Below are 18,002 nucleotides of genomic sequence, written 5' to 3' on the forward strand. Positions count from 1 at the left end.
ATGAGCGTGGACATCGGACTGGCCGGCAAGGTGGTCGTCGTGACCGGTGGCGTCCGGGGTGTGGGCGCCGGCATCTGCGAGGTGCTCGCGTCGCTGGGGGCCGTCCCGATCGCCTGCGCACGACGCCCGGCCGACGATGCGGGCAGCTCGGTCGAATTCGTCTCGTGCGACGTGCGCGACCCTGACGCCGTCGACGCGATGATGGACCGCATCACCGAACGGCACGGCCGACTCGACGGTGTCGTGAACAACGCGGGAGGTTCACCCTTCGCCCCCGCCGCCGACGCCTCCCCGAATTTCCACCGCAAGATCGTCGAGCTGAACATGTTGGCGCCGTTGGTCGTCGCGCAGGCCGCCTACAGCGTGATGCGCTATCAGGATTCCGGCGGGTCGATCGTCAACGTGTCGAGCATCAGCGGGCATCGCCCGTCACCCGGCACCGCCGGATACGGCGCGGCCAAGGCCGGACTCGACAGCCTCACCGGATCCCTCGCCGTGGAGTGGGCGCCGCGGGTGCGGATCAACTCGGTGATCGCCGGTCCCGTCCACACCGAACTGTCCGCGCTGCACTACGGCGACGACGCGGGCATCGCTGCGGTCGGTGCCACCATCCCCATGGGGCGCATGGCCACCGGCGCCGACGTCGGTCGCGCCGTGGCGTTCCTGCTCTCACCGATGGCCGACTACATCACCGGATCGACCCTCACCGTGCACGGCGGAGGAGAACGCCCCGCGTTCCTCGACGCCGCCACCACCGACAACCGATGGGAACAGACCACACCATGAGCACCATCAACGCCGGCCGCGTGGCCATCGTCACCGGCGCCGGCCGCGGGATCGGCCGCGAACACGCCCTGGCCTTCGCCGCCAGTGGCGCGAAGGTGGTCGTCAACGACATCGGCGCCGGCCTCGATGGCGCCGCCACGGGGGAGTCACCCGCTGAGCAGGTGGTCGCCGAGATCGTCGCCGGCGGTGGTGAGGCCGTGGTGAACGGCGACGACGTCGCCAGTTGGGACGGCGCCGCCCACCTGGTGGCGCAGGCGGTCTCCGAGTTCGGCGCGCTCGACATCCTGGTCAACAACGCCGGCTTCCTGCGCGACAAGATGCTCGTGTCGATGAGCGAGAACGACTTCGACGACGTCATCCGGGTGCATCTCAAAGGGCACTTCGCGATGTTGCGACATGCCGCGGCTTATTGGCGCGAGCAGTCGAAGGCCGGCGCGCAGCGCGAGGCGCGCATCGTCAACACCTCGTCGGGGGCCGGACTCTACGGCTCGGTGGGACAGGGGAACTACGCCGCGGCCAAGGCCGCGATCGCACAGATGACCATCCAGGCCGCCGCCGAACTCGGCGGCTACGGGATCACGGTGAACGCGATCGCGCCGTCGGCACGCACCCGCATGACGACCAGCGCCGGGGAGGCGATGGCCGCCCAGATGGCGCCGCCCGCCGACGGCTCGTTCGACACCATGGACCCGGCCAACGTCTCGCCGCTGGTGGTGTGGCTCGGGTCGCCGGAGTCGCGGGACGTCACCGGTCGCGTGTTCGAGGTGGAGGGCGGAAAGGTGTCGGTCACCGACGGCTGGCAGCGCAGTGCCCTGCGCGACAAGGGTTCGCGGTGGAATCCCGCCGAACTCGGTCCCGTGGTCGCCGAGATCCTCGCCGAGGCGCCGACCCCGTTCCCGGTGTATGGGGCCCGGTGACCCCGCCCTCGGCCACACCGCCTGTGGAGGCGGCCCGCGCCTACATCGAGGCACTCGCGACCCACGATGTCTCGGCGGTGCGTCTCGCCGACGGGTGCCGACGGGTCGAGAACGGCATCCCCACCGGATCGAGCGGGCCCGCGATCATCCGCGACCTCGATCGGGGACGGAAGTACCGGGTGATCCGTCGGGTCGAGATCATCGGCATCGACGAGGTCGAGGGCGGGTCGGTGCAGGCCGAGTTCGTCGTCCACGTCGCCTTCGGCCTCCGCGCCCGCATCCGCGAGCGGTTCGACATCGACCCCGACGGCGACATCGAACGCATCACCGCACGTATCGGGTTCCCTCGCCGGTGATCGTGTCCTGATCGATACCTGGGGCACAGGGTCGCAACTTCGGTCACCTCGCGGGGCCGGCATGCGTATAGATGGAGGGAGACCCAGCCCGGTCGTCGACGAGAGGTGCCCGCCATGACCACATATTCCGAGTACTCCGAGGTCCTCGAAGGGAAATGTCCCTTCGGTGGCAACACGATCGCCGGAGCGGAGACCTCGAAGCCGACGCTGTCCGACTGGTACCCCGACCGCCTGCGCGTGGAGCAGCTCCACACCGACGGCCCGGCCGCGAACCCGTTGCGCGACTTCGACTACGAGGCCGCGTTCTCCGCCATCGACCTCGACGCGCTGAAGTCGGAGATCAAGGCGTTCCTCACCACCTCGGTGTCGTGGTGGCCGTCGGACTACGGCAACTACGGCCCGCAGATGATCCGCATGGCGTGGCACTCGGCCGGCACCTACCGCATCGCCGACGGTCGCGGCGGCGCCGGGCAGGCGCTGCAACGCTTCGCGCCGGTGAGCAGCTGGTGGGACAACGGCAACACCGACAAGTCGCGCCGCCTGCTGTGGCCGATCAAGAAGAAGTACGGCAACGCGCTCTCGTGGGCCGACCTCATGATCCTCGCCGGCAATTGCTCGCTGGAGATCATGGGCTTCCCGACCTACGGGTTCGGCGGCGGTCGCCGCGACGCGTGGGAGGCCGACGACGCCACCTACTGGGGCGCGGAGTGGATCGACAACACGAACCCCTCGTCGTACGACGCGATGGTGCAGCGCGACAGCACGCGCTGGGTCGGTGAGCCCGGCGACGCCGACTACGAACTGAAGAACCCGCTCGCGGCGTCGCACCAGTCGCTGATCTACGTCAACCCCGAGGGCCCGAACCAGGAGGGTGATCCCGCGCTGTCGGCCGTGGACATCCGGATCACGTTCGGCCGCATGGCGATGAACGACGAGGAGACCGTCGCGCTCATCGCCGGTGGCCACGCGTTCGGCAAGAGCCATGGAAAGGTGCCGTCGGAGGAGATCGGCGCACCGCCCGAGATCGCGCCGATGGAGGCGATGGGTCTCGGCTGGCACAACCCGCGCGGTGACGGCAACGCCGAGCACACGATGACCAACGGCATCGAGGGCTCGTGGACGCAGAACCCCACCGCCTGGGACAACTCGTACCTCGAGAACCTCTTCGGATTCGAGTGGGAGAAGACCCAGAGCCCCGCCGGCGCACTGCAGTGGACGCCGGTCGACGCCAATGCCCCGCAGACCCCCGACGCCCACATCGAGGGGAGGACCGAGCCGCTGATGATGATGACGAGCGACATCGCCCTCAAGGTCGACCCGGTGTATCGCGAGATCTGCCAACGGTTCCTGTCCGATTTCGACTACTTCACCGAGCAGTTCTCCAAGGCGTGGTTCAAGCTGACCCACCGCGACATGGGACCGAAGTCGCGCTACCTCGGTCCCGAGGTCCCCGCCGAGGACTTCTCGTGGCAGGACCCGCTGCCCTCCGCCGACGGGCCCGCCCTCGGCGACGCCGACATCGCCACGCTGAAGCAGGCGATCACCGACGCGGGGATCTCCGTCTCCGATCTCACCTACACGGCGTTCTCGTCGGCGGTCACGTTCCGCGTCTCCGACAAGCGCGGCGGCGCGAACGGCGCCCGCCTTGCCCTGGCGCCGCAGAAGGACTGGGCGGTCAACGCCCGCACCGTCGACGTGGTCGCGAAGCTGCGGGACATCAAGGAGTCGAGCGGCACCTCGGTCAGCCTCGCCGACGTCATCGTCCTCGGCGGCGTCGTCGCGGTCGAGAAGGCCGCTGCCGCAGCGGGTGTGACCGTCAGCGTGCCGTTCACCCCGGGACGCGTCGACGCATCCCAGGACCAGACCGATCCCGAGCAGTTCGCCTGGCTCGCACCGGTCGTCGACGGGTTCCGCAACTATGTGCTGCCCGAGTACCACTCGGTGTCGTCGGTGGCACCCGAGCGGATGTTCCTCGATCGTGCGGCCCTGCTTGGCCTGTCGGCGCCGCAGTGGGTGGCGCTGACCGGTGGCCTCCGGGTGCTGGGATGCAACCACGACGGTTCCGCGACCGGCGTGTTCACCGATCGTGTCGGCACGTTGTCCACCGACTTCTTCGATGCGGTGACCAGCATGGACTACGTGTGGACCCCGGCCGACGGGTCCGAGGGCGCCTCTGGGCCGACGGCGTTCACCGTCGACGACCGCGACACCGGTGAGACGCGGTTCCACGCGTCGCGCAACGACCTGCTCTTCGGGTCGAACTCACAGTTGCGTGCGGTGGCCGAGGTCTATGCGGGCAGTGACGGTCTCGAGCGGTTCGTGCACGACTTCGTCGAGGTGTGGGACCTGGTCATGATGTCCGACCGCTACGACGTGGTGAAGGGCTGAGAAGGGTCTAGAGCACGGCGAACAGCACCAGCGCGATCACCGCGAACAGTGCCTGCGTCGTCGCCGCCCGCAGATAGGACAGTCCTGTGGTGAGCAGGACCGAGGCCGCGGCGACGATGCAGGCACAGCAGAACACGACGAGTGCGGTGCCGACGCTGCCGCCGACCGCGATGCCGACGACGATGCCGACAGCCAGGAAGAGGTTGTAGAAGCCCTGGTTGTAGGCCATCGACCGCGTGGCGGCGGCCTCGTCGGCCGAGGCGAGGCCGAATCGCCGGTAGACCGCCGGCCGCGTCCACAACACCGATTCCATCACGAAGACCGCGACGTGCAGGGCGGCGGCGAGGCCTGCGAAGACCGCGGCGGCGACGGGCACGTCAGGCCTGGACGCCGGGTGCCCGCACCACCATGGGGACGCCGGGGAAGTGCGAGGCCATCTCCGACCGCGAGGCGCGCAGAGCGGCTGTGCCGTAACCCTTCTTGCGATGCTCGGGGCGGATCCAGATCCGGACGTTGACCTCGCCGTCGACGAGTTCGCCGAACACGAGACCGATCTTCTCCGACCCCTCGTGGGCCACGAACCACGCGGCCTCCTCGGCGAACATGCGGTCCGACGCCGAGGCGATCTCGTCGTCGAGGACGCCGGCGGGTTTGCCGGAGCCGTCGCCGGCCGCACCGATCTCGGCGGTGCGGGTGGAGAACAGATCCGCGTCGGCCGAGGCATCGAACGGGCGCAGCGTCACCGAGTCGCCGCTCGCCGCGGGACGCTCGGCGAGGGTGAAGGTGAGCTGGCTGTCGAGGTCGTCGAGCTCGGCCTGGTTGGCCCGGCGGGCCTCGACGGTCAACTGCTCGAACGACATTCCCATCACGGCCTCGGCGCCGAGAGGCGACACCGACAGGAGGTCGGCGATGGCGGTCACCGACGCGGCGCGGTCGGGGGCGTCGACGATCGCGTCGAGCACCTCGTGACGACGTTCGAAGGCGGACGACAGGGCGGTGGTGATCTCGCGACGGGTCGCGGCACGGTCATGATCGGTCATGGCGACATCGTAGATCAGCCCCCCGGCCGCCGAGGGGTGTCCTGTCAGGCGGAGACGGCCTTCTCCAGTTCGCTCAGCGAGTCCTCGAGGTGGTGGATCAGCCGCTGCAGGCTCGGCACCGTCTGACGGCATCCGATGATGCCGAAGTCGAGTTGGTCGTCGTTGCTCGTCAACGTGATGTTGAGGGCCTGACCGTCGAGCACGATCGACGCCGGGTAGACGCCGTCGAGGCGAGAACCGTTCCAGTACATACGCTTCTGCGGACCGGGCACGTTGGAGATGATGACGTTGAACGGCGGCCTGGTGAGGCTCACGAACCCCGGCACGGGCGATAGTGCCAGTGCGGACATGTTCACCGCGCTCAGCAGCAGGATCTGCGTCGGGCTCAGTTCCTTCATGAGGCGCTTGGAGGCCTGCACCGACTCGCGGATCGCCATCAGACGATCGATGGGGTCGTCGACATCGGTTGCCAGGGAGGCGATCACCGCGCCGACCGCGTTGCCGCCGCCGTCCCCGGAGTCGCCGGGGCGCAACGACACCGGCACCATCGAGGTCAGTGACTTCTCCGGCAGCTCACCGAGTTCGGTCAGATACCGGCGCAGCGCGCCACTGCACATGGCGAGCACCACGTCGTTGAGGGTGGCGCCGACGGCGTCGCCGACGGCCTTGACCCGCTCGATCTCCCACGATTGCGCGACAAATCGCCGGGCTCCACCGATGGGTGCGTTGAGGATCGTGCGCGGGGCCTCGAACGGAGTGGTGAAGTGGTGGTCGCCGACGGCCTGACGCAACACCTTGAGACCGGCAGGCACCAGGCCCGCCGCGGTGGTCCCCAGCGACACCGCGTCGCCCACGGCCGACACCGCATCGCCGACGAGCGACAACGGGTTGCGTGAACCGCCCCCGGAGGGTTTGGGGCGACGCGCCTTCGGCGTCCACGGCACGCGCAGCTCGGTGTCGTTCGGATCCTCGGTCAGGGTGTTCTGCAGGTTGCGCAGAGCCGAGACGCCGTCGAACAGCGAGTGGTGCACCTTGGTGTAGACCGCGAAGCGTCCGTCCTCGATGCCCTCGACGACGTGCATCTCCCACATGGGGCGGTGGCGGTCGAGCAGTGTCCCGTGCCAGCGCGAGGTCAGCTGGAACAGCTCGCGGATGCGGCCCGGGCGGGGGACCGCGGAGTGACGGATGTGGTAGTCGAAATCGATGGGCTGGTTCTGTGCCCACCACAGGTTGCCGACCGAGCTGACGGGGTCGGCGGGGCGCATCGCGAAGCGTCCGGACACCTCGGTCTGGGCGCGGATGGCGGAGAGCATGTTCATCACGTAGTCGGGCCCGGCGTCGTCGGGCGGGGTGAACAGTTGCAGTCCACCGACGTGCATCGGGTGCTCGCGGGATTCGGCCAGCAAGAACATGGCGTCTGTCGGGGGCATGTAGTTCACCCGTGCCATTGTGGCCGCTCCCCAACGTCGCCGACGTCGTTTCCAGAACGTGTGATCGCAAAACCCGGATGCGGTCGTGTGTATGTCTGTTTTCAGCCCACCGGTTCGCAGATCACCAGTGGGATCGTGCGGTCGGCCCACTCCTGATACTGGTCGACGTCGGCGTAGATCTCGGCGTACCGCGGCCACAGTCGCTCGCGTTCGCCCGCGTCGGCGGTACGCGCGACGTATCGCTTCGTGTCGTTGCGGATCTGGATGGTCACGGCCGGGTCGGCGACGAGATTGAGGTACCACAGCGGGTGGTTCTTCCGGCCGCCCTGCGAGGCGATCAACACCACGGCGTCGCCGTCGCGCAGACACAGCAGCGGCACGGTGCGCTTCTCGCCGGTCTTGCGACCGGTCGTCGTCAGCAGACACACCGGTACCGGTTTGCGGAAGCCGCCGCCGATGCGCCACTTCGCGCCGAGTCGACCGCCGGTCGCCTTGTAGAGGCCGGTGTTCGCCTTCGATCCCCACTTGAGGATCGCCCCCACCGCCGCGGAGTCGAGGGCACCCGGTTTGTCGCGTGAGGTCTTCGGTTCGTCCGACATCATTGGAACATCTTCTCAGATTCGTTCCAGGATGGTTCCCGTGGACAGGGCGCCGCCGGCACACATGGTGATGAGCGCTGTCGCCGAATCGCTGCGCTCGAGTTCGTGCAGCGCGGTGGTGAGCAGGCGTGATCCGGTGCTGCCGACCGGGTGGCCGAGTGCGATGGCCCCACCGTTGACGTTGACGCGGTCCATGTCGGGCTGGTGCACCGACGCCCAACTGAGCAGCACCGAGGCGAACGCCTCGTTCACCTCGAACCGGTCGATGTCGGAAATCGACATCCCCGCCTTCGCGAGGACCTTCTCGGTCGCCTGCACCGGGCCGTCGAGGTGGTAGTACGGCTCGGCGCCGACGAGGACCTGTGCCCGCAGACGGGCGCGCGGGGTGAGACCCAGTGCGCGCGCCTTGCTCTCGTCCATCAGCAGCACCGCGGCGGCGCCGTCGGACACCTGCGACGATGTGCCTGCGGTGTGGATCCCACCGTCGATGACGGGCTTGAGGTTCGCGAGTGATTCCAGGGTGGTGTCGCGCAGACCCTGATCGCGCGTCACGTCCAGCATCTCGCCGGTGAGCTCGCCCGACTTCGCGCGTTCGGGCGCCTTCATCGCGATGACCTCGCGATCGAATCGCCCCTCGTCCCAGGCCTGTCTGGCGAGTCGTTGACTGCGCTCGCCGAGGGCGTCGGTGTCGGCGCGGGTGATGCCGCGGCGGGTCGCGATCCGCTCGGCGGCGGTGAACTGATCGGGCATGTCGATGTCCCACGAGGCGGGGCGGCGTTCACCGGCCCCCTCGAGCATCACGTTGGCGCCCAACGGCACCTGTGACATCGCCTCGATACCGCAGGCGATGCCGACGTCGATGGTGTCGGTGGCGATGAGTCCGGCCACGAGGTGGTTGGCCTGCTGGGCCGATCCGCACTGGCAGTCGACGGTGGTGGCCCCGGTCTGCCACGGCAGTCCGGCGTGCAGCCAGGCGGTGCGGGTGATGTTGTTGCCCTGCGCGCCGACCTGCATCACGCAACCGCCGATGACCTGCTCGACGAGAGCCGGATCGATCTCGGCGCGTTCGATGACACCCCGCTGCGCCGCCCCCAGGATCTCGGCGGCGTGCAGCCCCGACAGCCATCCGGCCCGCTTGCCGATCGGGGTCCGTACTGCCTCGACGATCACCGGCACGCCCATCGCGATCCCTCTTCTCGATTGTCTCGGTCTCAGTTACCTGGAAAAACTAGAACAAGTTTCCATTCCAGTCCATCTCGGTGCCGCGAACCCATGGTCAAGCTGGGCAAACAGTGTTTCAATCACAACTGAAACACGTTCACCCAGCCCTCGAAGAGGTGGTCGCAGTGACCAGCACACAGAATTCCTGTCCGGTGTTCGGCGACGGGTTCGACTTCACCGATCCCGACCTGCTGCAGGGGGGTATCCCGGCCGAGCTGTTCGCGCAGCTGCGCGCCACCGCGCCGGTCTGGTGGAACGCCCAGGCCGACGGCAAGGGCGGCGGGTTCCGCGACGGCGGCTACTGGGTGGTCACCAAGCACGAACACATCCGCGCGATCTCGAAGAACAACGAGCTGTGGTCGGCGAACGACAACGGCGTGATCATCCGCTACGACGACGACATGGATCCCGAACAGCTCGAGATCACCAAGGCGCTGGTCATCAACCACGACCCGCCGGAGCACACGCGTCTGCGCAAGTTGGTGTCGAAGACGTTCACCCCGAAGGCGGTGCACGCGCTGGAGGAGGGACTCGCCGACCGGGCCCGTCAGATCGTCACCGAGGCCGCGGCGAAGGGTGGCGTCGGCGACTTCGTCCACGATGTCGCGGTCGAGTTGCCGCTACAGGCGATCGCCGATCTGCTGGGTGTGCCGCAGGAGGATCGGCAGAAGCTGTTCTCGTGGTCGAACGCGATGATGAACTACGACGACCCCGAGTTCGCCGACGACGGGCAGATCGCGGCCGCGGAGATCCTCGGCTACGCCTACCAGATGGCCGAGGCGCGCAAGGCCTGCCCGATGCACGACATCGTCACCGAACTCGTGCACGCCGACATGGACGGCCTCGCGCTCGACGAGATCGAGTTCGGCTACTTCTTCATCATGTTGACCGTCGCAGGCAACGAGACCACCCGCAACGCCATCTCGCGTGGCATGGACGCGTTTCTCGACCACCCCGACCAGTGGGAGTTGTTCAAACGGGAGCGGCCCACCACGACCGCCGACGAGATCGTCCGCTGGGCCACCCCGGTGAACTGCTTCCAGCGCACCGCACGCCGCGACCTCGAGCTCGGGGGTGTGGCGATCCGCAAGGGCGAGCGTGTCGGGATGTTCTACGGTTCGGCCAACTACGACGAGTCGGTGTTCACCGACCCGTTCAGCTTCGACATCACCCGAGATCCCAACCCGCACGTCGGGTTCGGCGGTCACGGCGCGCACTACTGCGTGGGCGCGAACCTCGCCCGTATGGAGATCAACCTCATCTTCAACGCCATCGCGGACCACATGCCCGACATCACCAAGGTCGCCGATCCGCGTTTCCTGCGCCACGGATGGATCAACGGCATCAAGGAGATGCAGGTCCGCTACGCCTGACCGAACGGTTCCGCGCGACTCGTGCAGAGCCGTGCATACTGTTCGCCATGCGTACCATCAGGTCCCTCGTGAGCGTCCTGCTGGCCATCGTCGGCGTCGCATCCGCGCTGGTCGCCGGTTCGGCGCAGGCCGCCCCGCCGATTTCCACCCAGTCCATCAGCGCGCAGATCCGCGCGGATGCGGCACGTTCCGGGGTGTCGATCGGGGTGTGGGCCCGTGATCTGCGTACCGGACGCGTCATCGCCTCGGTCGACGCCGATCGTCGGTTCCCGGTGCTGTCGATGTCGAAGGTGTACCTCGCCGCCGCCGTCCTCGATGCCGCCCGGCACCGGCGTCTGTCGCTGACCGCGCCGGTGCCCGTGCGTGCGAGCGACATCGTCGCCAACTCGCCGGAGACCGGAAAGCATGTCGGCGGAACCATGACCTATCCCGAGATCGCCGTCGCAGCACTGCAACTGAGCGACAACACCGCGGCCAATCTCATGTTCGCCGCGATCGGCGGGCCGCGTGGGGTGACCGCGTTCGCCCGCAGCGCCGGCGACCCGGCCACGCTGATGGTGCGCACCGAGACCTCGCTCAACACGGCGTTCCCCGGCGACATCCGCGACACCACCGTCCCGCAGGCCTGGGCAACCGGACTGCGGGCGGTGATGGTGGGTGATCGACTCGACCCGCGTGATCGCGCAACGCTGGTGGGATGGATGCGCGGCACCCGCACGTCGGACAGACGATTCCGTGCCGACCTGCCCGTGGGGTGGACGACAGCGGACAAGACCGGGACCGGTGACTACGGCAGCGCGAACGACGCGGGGATCCTCATCGGTCCGGGCGGGCAACGCATCCTGCTCGTCGTGCAGACGCGCAGCGCGCGAGACATCCCCGACGCCACGGCCGCCGACGCGGTGATCGCCCGAGTCGCCGCCCGCGTGGCCCGCGCCGGCTGAGGCGCTACTCGGGCCGCAGCGACTCCATCGTCTTTTGGACCTCCCAGAAGGCGCGCAGGGCAACGAGTTTGCCGGCGGTGTCGGCGCGATAGGTGAACACGCCGCGCGAGGTGGTGACGTGGCCGCCGATGTGGCTCACGATCCGCCCGATGTAGGCGACCTCGTTGCCGCAGATGATCTCCTCGTCGAACTCGAAATCAAGCCTCTCGGTGGTCGCGATCGTCATGTCCCAGAACGCCGAGATGGCGTCGCGGCCGCGGTGACCGGCGCCGTGTTCGTCGAACATCGACGGGCCCACCGGGTCCTCCACCACGGCGTTCTCGGCGAAGTTGTCGAGCCACCCCTGCTTGTCCCGCGCCGCCACCATCTCCCGAGAGATCCGGCCGGCCACCACGGCCGGGTTGTTCTCCCGGTCGATGTCGAGATACGCCGGATTCATGGCTTCTCCGCACCCACCAGCCACATGGAGAAGTACTGCGACCCACCGCCGTAGGCGTGGCCGAAGGCCTTCCGGACGTCGGGGACCTGGTGGTCGCCCGCCTTGCCCTGCACCTGGATCGCGGCCTCGGCGACGCGGATCATGCCCGACGCGCCGATGGGGTTCGACGACAGCACGCCGCCCGAGGTGTTCACCGGCATCCGCCCGCCGAAGTCGGTCTCACCCTTCTCGGTGAGCTTCCATCCCTCGTTCTGCGCGGCGAAGCCGAGGTTCTCCAACCACATCGGCTCGAACCACGAGAAGGGGACGTAGATCTCGGCGGTGTCGACCTCCTCGAGCGGGTCGGTGATCCCCGCGGCCTTCCACAGTGCGGCCGAGGCGTCGCGCCCGGCCTGCGGGCTCACCTGGTTGCGGTGGGCGTAGGAGAGCGGTTCGGTGCGCATCGCCGTGGCGTGGATCCACGCGACCGGCGTGCCTGCCGCGACGGCGTCGTCGGCAGCTTGTTCGTCGCCGATGATCACCGCGCAGGCGCCGTCGGACGAGGGACAGGTCTCGTCGTAGCGGATGGGATCCCACAGCATCTGCGAGGCCATCACCGACTCCATCGTGATGTCGGGCTGATGCAGATGCGCGAGGGGGTTCTTGGCCCCGTTGCGACGATCCTTCGCGGCCACCATCGCCCCGATGTGCTCGGGCGCTCCGGACTGCCGGATGTACGAGCGCACATGCGGTGCGAAGAACCCGCCGGCGCCGGCACCGACGGGCATCGTGAACGGGACCGGGATCGACAACGCCCACATGGCGTTCGATTCCGACTGCTTCTCCCATGCCACGGCCAGCACCCGCCGGTGCACGCCGCTGCTGATCAACGACGATGCGACGACCGCGGTCGAGGCACCCACCGAGCCCGCGGTGTGCACGCGGATGAGTCGCTTGCCGACGGCGCCGAGGTGCTCGGCCATCGCGAGCTCGGGCATCATCGCGCCCTCGAAGAGGTCGGGCGCCTTGCCGACCACGACGGCGTCGATGTCGTCCATCGTGTAACCCGAGTCGGCGAGCGCGGCATCGATGGCCTCGCGGCACATGCCCGCCATGGTGACGTCGTGGCGCTTGGCCACGTAGTTGGTCTGGCCGGTCCCGATGACCGCCGCGCGATTACGCCCCATCAGTTCTCATCTCCGGCGGCAGCGTCGCTGGAGAGCGCGACCACCATGTTCTGTTGCAGCAGTGGACCGCTGGTCGCGTGGGCCAGAGCGGTGTTCGCCTCCCCGGCGAGGATGGCCGAGGCCGCGAAGCCGACACGTTCGAGGCCCGCGGCGAACATCGGGTTCGCGGCCAATGCACCGCCGGAGGGATTGATCCGCACCGAGTCGGGCAGCTTCATGGCACGACGCAAGATGATCTCGGAGTGGGTGAACGGCGCGTAGATCTCGGCGACGTCGACCGCGCGGTGATCGCCCAGTGCGGCATCGGCGGCCAGACGGGTCGACGGGGAATCGGTGAGATCGCGCGCCCCGAAGTTGGGGGAGTCGATCCGATGGTCCCACCCGGTGACCCAGGCCGGGTTCGCGACGAGTTCGCGCGCACGGTCCTCCGACGCCAGGATCACCGCGGCCGCGCCGTCGGTGTATCGCGAGAGATCATGGGCACGAAGCGGATCGGCGACGAGCGGTGCGGCCAGCAGGTCATCGACCGAGGTGCCGGTGGTGCGGGCGGCGACCGCGGCCATGTCGGCCTCGGTCCATGCCCCCGACTCCAGTCCGGCGCGGGCCTGCAGTGCCGCCAACGACCGCGCGTCGGGCCACAGCGGCGCGACGGTGTACGGGTCGGTCTGCAGGGCCAGGGTGAGATCCATGGTGCCGGCGGAGGTCTTGCCGAATCCGTACGCCAGCGCGAGGTCGACCTCACCGGTGGCGATCTTCACCCACGCCTCGTACGCGGCCCACGCGGCGTCCATCTCCACATGCGACTCGTTGATCGGCGGCACCGCGCCGATGGAGTCGATGGCGGAGATGAACGAGAACGCCCGCCCCGCCAGGTAATCCGATGATCCACTGCACCAGAAGTCGATGTCGGTGCGGGAGATGCCGAGTTCGGCGTAGAGCTTGGCGAAACACGGCATCAACATCTCGACACCGTTGGTGGTGCCGAACGTCTGTTCGGTGTGCGGGCTGTGCGCGAAACCGATGATCGCGATCCGGGGCATGTTCACTGGCTCATCTCTCACAGATGGTTCTTGTAGGAGTCGTAGTCCGCGTCGGGTTCCCCGGTCGGACGGAAATGACTGATGTTTCGTAGCGTGTGGTCCCACTCGGATTCGTCGCGCCACACGGCCTGCACCCGCATTCCCATCCGCACCTCATTGGCCTCCACCTCGAGGATGAGATGCAGGAAGCCGATGTCGGCGCCGTCGAGCACCACGTACGCCGCGACGTAGGGCGGCTTGATCTGCTGACCGAGGAAGGGCACGTTCACGATGCAGAAAGTGGTGATGATGCCGGTGTCGGGCAGTTCCACGCGCTCGCCGGCGGCTTCACCGGTTGCCGGGCTCGCCTGTCGCGGAGGGAAGTACACGCCGTCGGCGGCCCGGTTGCCGTAGAGCTTGCCGTTCTTGAGACCTTCGAGGTACCAGCTCTCCTCGACGGTCGCGGTGTGGTCGATCTCGAGGCCGACCGGGGTGATGATCATCCCCGGTGTGGCCGGCCCCTCGCCGGCGTTCGCGGGGGCGTCGGTCGCGGTGTCGCCGAGGACGAACCACGAGATGTCGTCGATGCGTCCGGTGCGCTGATCCGACCACACCGGCACCACCCGCGCGCCGGAGGTGATCTCGTCGGGGGACGACACCCGCACCGCGTGCAGGACGTCGGTGTCGGCGCCGTCGAGGCGGATCAACGCCCACGCGAACGGCTCGGAGAGCGGTTGCCCGGGAAGCGGCTCCGGCTGCCACGACCACGTCGTGATCACCCCGGCCGGGCCCACGGTGACGAACTCGGTCGTCGGTGCGCCACTCGCCGGATCGAACTCGCTCGGCGGGACGATCACGCGACCGTCCGCGGATCTCCCTCCGACGATCTCGCCGGCGAGGAGTCCCTCGGCGAATCTCGTCAACACGGGGCCGAGCGAGCGGGTGTAGTCGAAGCTGTTCTTCAACGGGGCCGAGAGCACCGGTGTCGCCGGTTCGGGCACCTCTGCTCTCGCCGCGGTGACGTAGCCGGGCATGGACTCACTGATGGTCACCAGTGGAGTAGAACAGGTTCTAGAATTGGGCGCAAGGAAGCGCCCTCGCCTCGACAGGAAGACGGTCGCTCATGAAGCTCGGACTGCAACTCGGCTACTGGGGCGCGGGCCCGATCGACAACGCGCCGGAGCTCATCGCCGCGGCCGAGGAATCAGGATTCGACGCGGTGTTCACCGCCGAGTCGTGGGGGTCGGACGCGTTCACCCCGCTCGCATGGTGGGGGAGCGCCACGTCGCGGGTGCGGCTCGGCACCGCCGTCGCGCAGATCGCCGCCCGGCCGCCCACGTCGGTGGCGATGCACGCACTCACCGTCGACCACCTCAGCGGAGGTCGCCACATCCTCGGGCTCGGTGTGTCCGGTCCACAGGTGGTGGAGGGGTGGTACGGCCAGCCGTTCGCGAAACCGCTGGCCCGGACGCGCGAATACGTGCAGGTCATCCGCGATGTCCTGGCGCGCGAGGGCAAGGTCACCAGCGACGGGCCGCACTACCGACTGCCCTACCCCGCCGATGCGCCCGGCTCGACGGGACTCGGCAAACCGCTGAAGCCGATCACGCACCCCCTGCGCAGCGACATCCCCATCTGGCTGGGGGCCGAGGGGCCGAAGAACATCGCGCTGACCGGCGAGATCGCCGACGGATGGCTGGCTATCTACTACACCCCGCGGCTCGCCGACCACTACGAGGAATGCCTCGCCGAGGGTATGGCGCGGCCGGGTGCGCGCCGCACCCGCGACGAGTTCGAGGTCGCGGCAACGGTGCAGGTGGAGATCACCGACGACGTGCCCGCCGCGATCGCCCGCTACAAGCCCAGCACCGCGCTCTACGTCGGCGGGATGGGCGCCGAGGAGCTCAATTTCCACGCCGAGGTCTATCGCCGCATGGGCTACGGCGACGCCGTCGACGAGATCGGCGCGCATTTCCGGGCCGGCCGTAAGGAGGCCGCCGTCGCGGCGGTCCCCGACGAGATGGTGCGCGAGACCATGATCGTCGGCACCGCCGACGAGGTCCGCGCGGAGATCGGTCGGTGGGAATCGGCGGGGGTCTCGATGCTCATGGTGACCGCCCGCTCGGTCGACCTTGTTCGCGAGTTGGGGGCTCTGGTCTACTCTGACCCCGACAGGTAGAACACGTTCTCATTTTGGAGGTCGCAGATGGCGGACAACGAAGCTCCGATCGGTCTGTGGAACATCGCTCGCGCGACGCCCGACGCGGTCGCGCTCATCGACCCCTCGGGCGCCCAGGTCTCCTACGGTGAGCTCGTCTCGCGGGCCAACCGCCTCGCCAACGGGATGCGCGCACACGGTCTGGCGACCGGCGACACCCTCGTGATAGCGATGCCCAACAGCATCGAGACGGTGTGCCTGCAGTTCGCGGCCCTGCAGATCGGGCTCTACCTCGCCCCCGTGAACTGGCACCTCACCGGACCCGAGATCGCGTACATCCTCGGCGACAGCGAGGCCAAGATCTTCATCGCCGACGAGCGCTTCGCCGAGTCCGCGGGCATCGCGGCCCGTGAGGCCGGCATGGCTGCCACCGACCTCTTCTCCCGTGGAGCCATCGACGGTTTCCGTGACCTCGAAGAGCTGGTCGCCGACGTCGACGACTCCGAACCGTCCGACCGGACCACGGGCGCCCCGATGCTCTACACCTCGGGCACCACCGGCAAGCCGAAGGGCGTCCGGCGACCGCTGCCCGGTGTCGCGCCCGAGCAGGCCGCGTTGGGCGGCATCGGTTTCTTCGGTGTGATGGGGCTCGTGCCGCACGACGATCACGTGCACATCTGTGGTTCACCGCTCTACCACACAGCGGTCGTCAACTTCGTGATGATCTCGATCCAGTTGGGCCACACCGTGGTTCTCATGGACAAGTGGGATCCCGAGGAGATGCTGCGACTGATCGACGCCCACCGCGTGACCCACAGCCACATGGTGCCGACCCAGTTCCGTCGCCTGCTCGCACTCCCCGAGGAGGTGCGCGCGAAATACGATGTGTCGTCGCTGCGCAACATGATCCACGGCGCCGCGCCCTGCCCGCGCGAGGTGAAACAGCAGATGCTCGAGTGGTGGGGGCCGGTGGTCACCGAGTACTACGCGGCCACCGAGGGTGGCGGTACGACGATCTTCGGCGACGAGTGGCTCACCCACCCGGGTTCGGTGGGCAAGGCGTGGTCGTACTCCGTCGTGAAGGTCCTCGACGACGACGGCAACGAGGTCCCGCGCGGTGAGAGCGGCCAGGTCTACATGGAGATGAAGGGGTCGACCTTCGAGTATTACAAGGACAAGGAGAAGACCCAGAAGGCCCGTGTGGGCAACATGTTCACCACCGGCGACATCGGATACATGGACGACGAGGGCTTCCTCTACCTCCTCGATCGCAAGAACGACATGATCATCTCCGGTGGGGTCAACATCTACCCGGCCGAGATCGAGGGCGAGCTCGTGGTGCACCCCAAGGTCGCCGACGTGGCGGTCTTCGGTGTGCCGCACAGTGACTGGGGCGAGGAGATCAAAGCTGTCGTGCTGCCGGCCGATGGCGTCGTCGGAGATGATGCGTTGACCGAGGAACTGATGGAGTACGCCCGCGCCCGCCTGGCGAAGTTCAAACTCCCGCGCTCCATCGACTACGTCGACGAGATGCCCCGCGACGACAACGGCAAGCTGTACAAGCGCAAGCTGCGCGATCCCTACTGGGAGAAGGCGGAGCGCGCCATCTGAGGTACGGACGGACGGCGCCCGCAGGAAGCGGCGCAGGCTGGTTCTAGTGAGACCACTCGAAACCACCGCCACCCCGCCGTGTCAGGAAATGCTTGACACGGGCTTCGGGTCCCTGTCAGGATCTCCCTGACGGAAGGGGGGTGTGGTGTCCTACATCGACACGGCCTGTGAGGCCGACATCAGTGATCACGTCCGGACGGTGACCTCGGCGGCTGCCGTGGAGGCCGGCCGCTGTTCCGACGAGGTAATCGGTACCGGACCACTCCCGGGCACCCCGGAGTGGGAGGCCGAACAGTCCACCGCGACACCGGCGGAACGGTCGATCGCCTGGCACCTTCTGAGCCTGCGCATCCAGGTCGCCACCGGACTCGACGGCATCGAGACGGTCGTGGTGCTCCGGATGCAGGGCGCGCCGTGGGCGGCGATAGGCCGCGCGACCGGGATGAGTCGCCAGTCGGCACACGAGCGGTGGGGGACACGCGCCCGCGCGATCCTCGACCCGGTCGGATCGGGCCTCCCCACCATCGTCGCGGACGACGATCCACGATGACAGGT

General features: G+C 68.2%; 18 protein-coding genes. 9 read left to right on the plus strand and 9 right to left on the minus strand.

Features of this window, described 5'->3' with window-relative positions:
• From ACLBW1_RS05150 to katG, 4 genes are all read left to right on the plus strand, one after another.
• Window positions 1–786, plus strand: coding sequence for an SDR family oxidoreductase (locus ACLBW1_RS05150; protein WP_447810488.1), 786 nt, complete (start codon window positions 1–3; stop codon window positions 784–786).
• Complete coding sequence (locus ACLBW1_RS05155; protein ID WP_447810490.1) at window positions 783–1,703, plus strand: SDR family oxidoreductase; 921 nt, start codon at window positions 783–785, stop codon at window positions 1,701–1,703. The genes ACLBW1_RS05150 and ACLBW1_RS05155 overlap by 4 nt, the downstream gene beginning before the upstream one ends.
• Complete coding sequence (locus ACLBW1_RS05160; protein ID WP_447810492.1) at window positions 1,700–2,059, plus strand: hypothetical protein; 360 nt, start codon at window positions 1,700–1,702, stop codon at window positions 2,057–2,059. Before ACLBW1_RS05155 ends, ACLBW1_RS05160 begins: the two co-directional genes overlap by 4 nt.
• A 114-nt stretch (window positions 2,060–2,173) precedes the next feature.
• Window positions 2,174–4,447, plus strand: coding sequence for a catalase/peroxidase HPI (gene katG / locus ACLBW1_RS05165; protein ID WP_447810493.1), 2,274 nt, complete (start codon window positions 2,174–2,176; stop codon window positions 4,445–4,447).
• 7 nt (window positions 4,448–4,454) lie between these two features.
• Here the strand turns inward: katG and ACLBW1_RS05170 are convergent, their stop codons facing one another.
• From ACLBW1_RS05170 to ACLBW1_RS05190, 5 genes are all read right to left on the minus strand, one after another.
• A complete protein-coding gene (locus ACLBW1_RS05170; protein WP_447810494.1) occupies window positions 4,455–4,823 on the minus strand; it encodes a DUF1304 domain-containing protein in 369 nt (122 codons plus the stop codon).
• A 1-nt stretch (window position 4,824) separates the two neighbouring features.
• Complete coding sequence (locus ACLBW1_RS05175) at window positions 4,825–5,487, minus strand: GNAT family N-acetyltransferase (RefSeq protein WP_447810496.1); 663 nt, start codon at window positions 5,485–5,487, stop codon at window positions 4,825–4,827.
• 44 nt (window positions 5,488–5,531) lie between these two features.
• Window positions 5,532–6,917 (minus strand): WS/DGAT/MGAT family O-acyltransferase, encoded by a 1,386-nt coding sequence (locus tag ACLBW1_RS05180; RefSeq protein WP_447810497.1) that lies wholly within the window; start codon window positions 6,915–6,917, stop codon window positions 5,532–5,534.
• A 101-nt stretch (window positions 6,918–7,018) separates the two neighbouring features.
• The gene (locus ACLBW1_RS05185; RefSeq protein WP_447810498.1) at window positions 7,019–7,519 is read right to left on the minus strand and encodes a nitroreductase family deazaflavin-dependent oxidoreductase; all 501 of its coding nucleotides are present in this window, start codon (window positions 7,517–7,519) and stop codon (window positions 7,019–7,021) included.
• 12 nt (window positions 7,520–7,531) lie between these two features.
• A complete protein-coding gene (locus ACLBW1_RS05190) occupies window positions 7,532–8,698 on the minus strand; it encodes a steroid 3-ketoacyl-CoA thiolase (RefSeq protein WP_447810500.1) in 1,167 nt (388 codons plus the stop codon).
• Window positions 8,699–8,862: 164 nt separating this feature from the next.
• On the opposite strand from ACLBW1_RS05190, the gene ACLBW1_RS05195 reads away from it, so the two are divergent.
• Both ACLBW1_RS05195 and bla read left to right on the plus strand, forming a co-directional pair.
• Entirely contained in the window at window positions 8,863–10,110 is a 1,248-nt protein-coding gene (locus ACLBW1_RS05195; protein WP_447810501.1) for a cytochrome P450, read from the plus strand.
• Window positions 10,111–10,157: 47 nt separating this feature from the next.
• Complete coding sequence (bla, locus tag ACLBW1_RS05200) at window positions 10,158–11,054, plus strand: class A beta-lactamase (protein WP_447810503.1); 897 nt, start codon at window positions 10,158–10,160, stop codon at window positions 11,052–11,054.
• Window positions 11,055–11,058: 4 nt separating this feature from the next.
• On the opposite strand, the gene ACLBW1_RS05205 is transcribed toward bla, so the two are convergent.
• The 4 genes from ACLBW1_RS05205 to ACLBW1_RS05220 are packed head-to-tail and all read right to left on the minus strand — an operon-like array spanning window position 11,059 to window position 14,712.
• Window positions 11,059–11,493: a nuclear transport factor 2 family protein gene (locus ACLBW1_RS05205; RefSeq protein ID WP_447810504.1), complete on the minus strand. Its 435-nt coding sequence runs from the start codon at window positions 11,491–11,493 to the stop codon at window positions 11,059–11,061.
• A complete protein-coding gene (locus ACLBW1_RS05210) occupies window positions 11,490–12,659 on the minus strand; it encodes a thiolase domain-containing protein (protein ID WP_447810505.1) in 1,170 nt (389 codons plus the stop codon). The genes ACLBW1_RS05205 and ACLBW1_RS05210 overlap by 4 nt, the downstream gene beginning before the upstream one ends.
• Complete coding sequence (locus tag ACLBW1_RS05215; protein WP_447811148.1) at window positions 12,659–13,705, minus strand: thiolase domain-containing protein; 1,047 nt, start codon at window positions 13,703–13,705, stop codon at window positions 12,659–12,661. Before ACLBW1_RS05215 ends, ACLBW1_RS05210 begins: the two co-directional genes overlap by 1 nt.
• Before the next feature lie 11 nt (window positions 13,706–13,716).
• Window positions 13,717–14,712, minus strand: coding sequence for a Zn-ribbon domain-containing OB-fold protein (locus tag ACLBW1_RS05220; RefSeq protein WP_447811150.1), 996 nt, complete (start codon window positions 14,710–14,712; stop codon window positions 13,717–13,719).
• 89 nt (window positions 14,713–14,801) lie between these two features.
• On the opposite strand from ACLBW1_RS05220, the gene ACLBW1_RS05225 reads away from it, so the two are divergent.
• The 3 genes from ACLBW1_RS05225 to ACLBW1_RS05235 all read left to right on the plus strand — a co-directional run bounded on the left by ACLBW1_RS05225 (window position 14,802) and on the right by ACLBW1_RS05235 (window position 17,997).
• Window positions 14,802–15,857 carry an LLM class F420-dependent oxidoreductase gene (locus tag ACLBW1_RS05225; protein ID WP_447810506.1) on the plus strand — a complete coding sequence of 352 codons (1,056 nt, stop codon included), beginning with the start codon at window positions 14,802–14,804 and terminating at the stop codon, window positions 15,855–15,857.
• 27 nt (window positions 15,858–15,884) lie between these two features.
• Window positions 15,885–17,447, plus strand: coding sequence for an acyl-CoA synthetase (locus tag ACLBW1_RS05230; RefSeq protein WP_447810508.1), 1,563 nt, complete (start codon window positions 15,885–15,887; stop codon window positions 17,445–17,447).
• Window positions 17,448–17,592: 145 nt separating this feature from the next.
• A complete protein-coding gene (locus ACLBW1_RS05235; RefSeq protein WP_447810509.1) occupies window positions 17,593–17,997 on the plus strand; it encodes a hypothetical protein in 405 nt (134 codons plus the stop codon).
• Window positions 17,998–18,002 lie beyond the last annotated feature (5 nt).

This window comes from Williamsia sp. M5A3_1d (assembly GCF_053345315.1).

Coding starts and splice junctions, on each gene's coding strand:
- ACLBW1_RS05230 (WP_447810508.1), top strand. CDS start 15,885: ATGGCGGACAACGAAGCTCCGATCGGTCTGTGGAACATCGCTCGCGCG.
- ACLBW1_RS05180 (WP_447810497.1), bottom strand. CDS start 6,917: ATGCCCCCGACAGACGCCATGTTCTTGCTGGCCGAATCCCGCGAGCAC.
- katG (WP_447810493.1), top strand. CDS start 2,174: ATGACCACATATTCCGAGTACTCCGAGGTCCTCGAAGGGAAATGTCCC.
- ACLBW1_RS05220 (WP_447811150.1), bottom strand. CDS start 14,712: ATGCCCGGCTACGTCACCGCGGCGAGAGCAGAGGTGCCCGAACCGGCG.
- ACLBW1_RS05205 (WP_447810504.1), bottom strand. CDS start 11,493: ATGAATCCGGCGTATCTCGACATCGACCGGGAGAACAACCCGGCCGTG.
- ACLBW1_RS05225 (WP_447810506.1), top strand. CDS start 14,802: ATGAAGCTCGGACTGCAACTCGGCTACTGGGGCGCGGGCCCGATCGAC.
- ACLBW1_RS05190 (WP_447810500.1), bottom strand. CDS start 8,698: ATGGGCGTGCCGGTGATCGTCGAGGCAGTACGGACCCCGATCGGCAAG.
- ACLBW1_RS05175 (WP_447810496.1), bottom strand. CDS start 5,487: ATGACCGATCATGACCGTGCCGCGACCCGTCGCGAGATCACCACCGCC.
- ACLBW1_RS05155 (WP_447810490.1), top strand. CDS start 783: ATGAGCACCATCAACGCCGGCCGCGTGGCCATCGTCACCGGCGCCGGC.
- ACLBW1_RS05150 (WP_447810488.1), top strand. CDS start 1: ATGAGCGTGGACATCGGACTGGCCGGCAAGGTGGTCGTCGTGACCGGT.
- ACLBW1_RS05185 (WP_447810498.1), bottom strand. CDS start 7,519: ATGATGTCGGACGAACCGAAGACCTCACGCGACAAACCGGGTGCCCTC.
- ACLBW1_RS05210 (WP_447810505.1), bottom strand. CDS start 12,659: ATGGGGCGTAATCGCGCGGCGGTCATCGGGACCGGCCAGACCAACTAC.
- bla (WP_447810503.1), top strand. CDS start 10,158: ATGCGTACCATCAGGTCCCTCGTGAGCGTCCTGCTGGCCATCGTCGGC.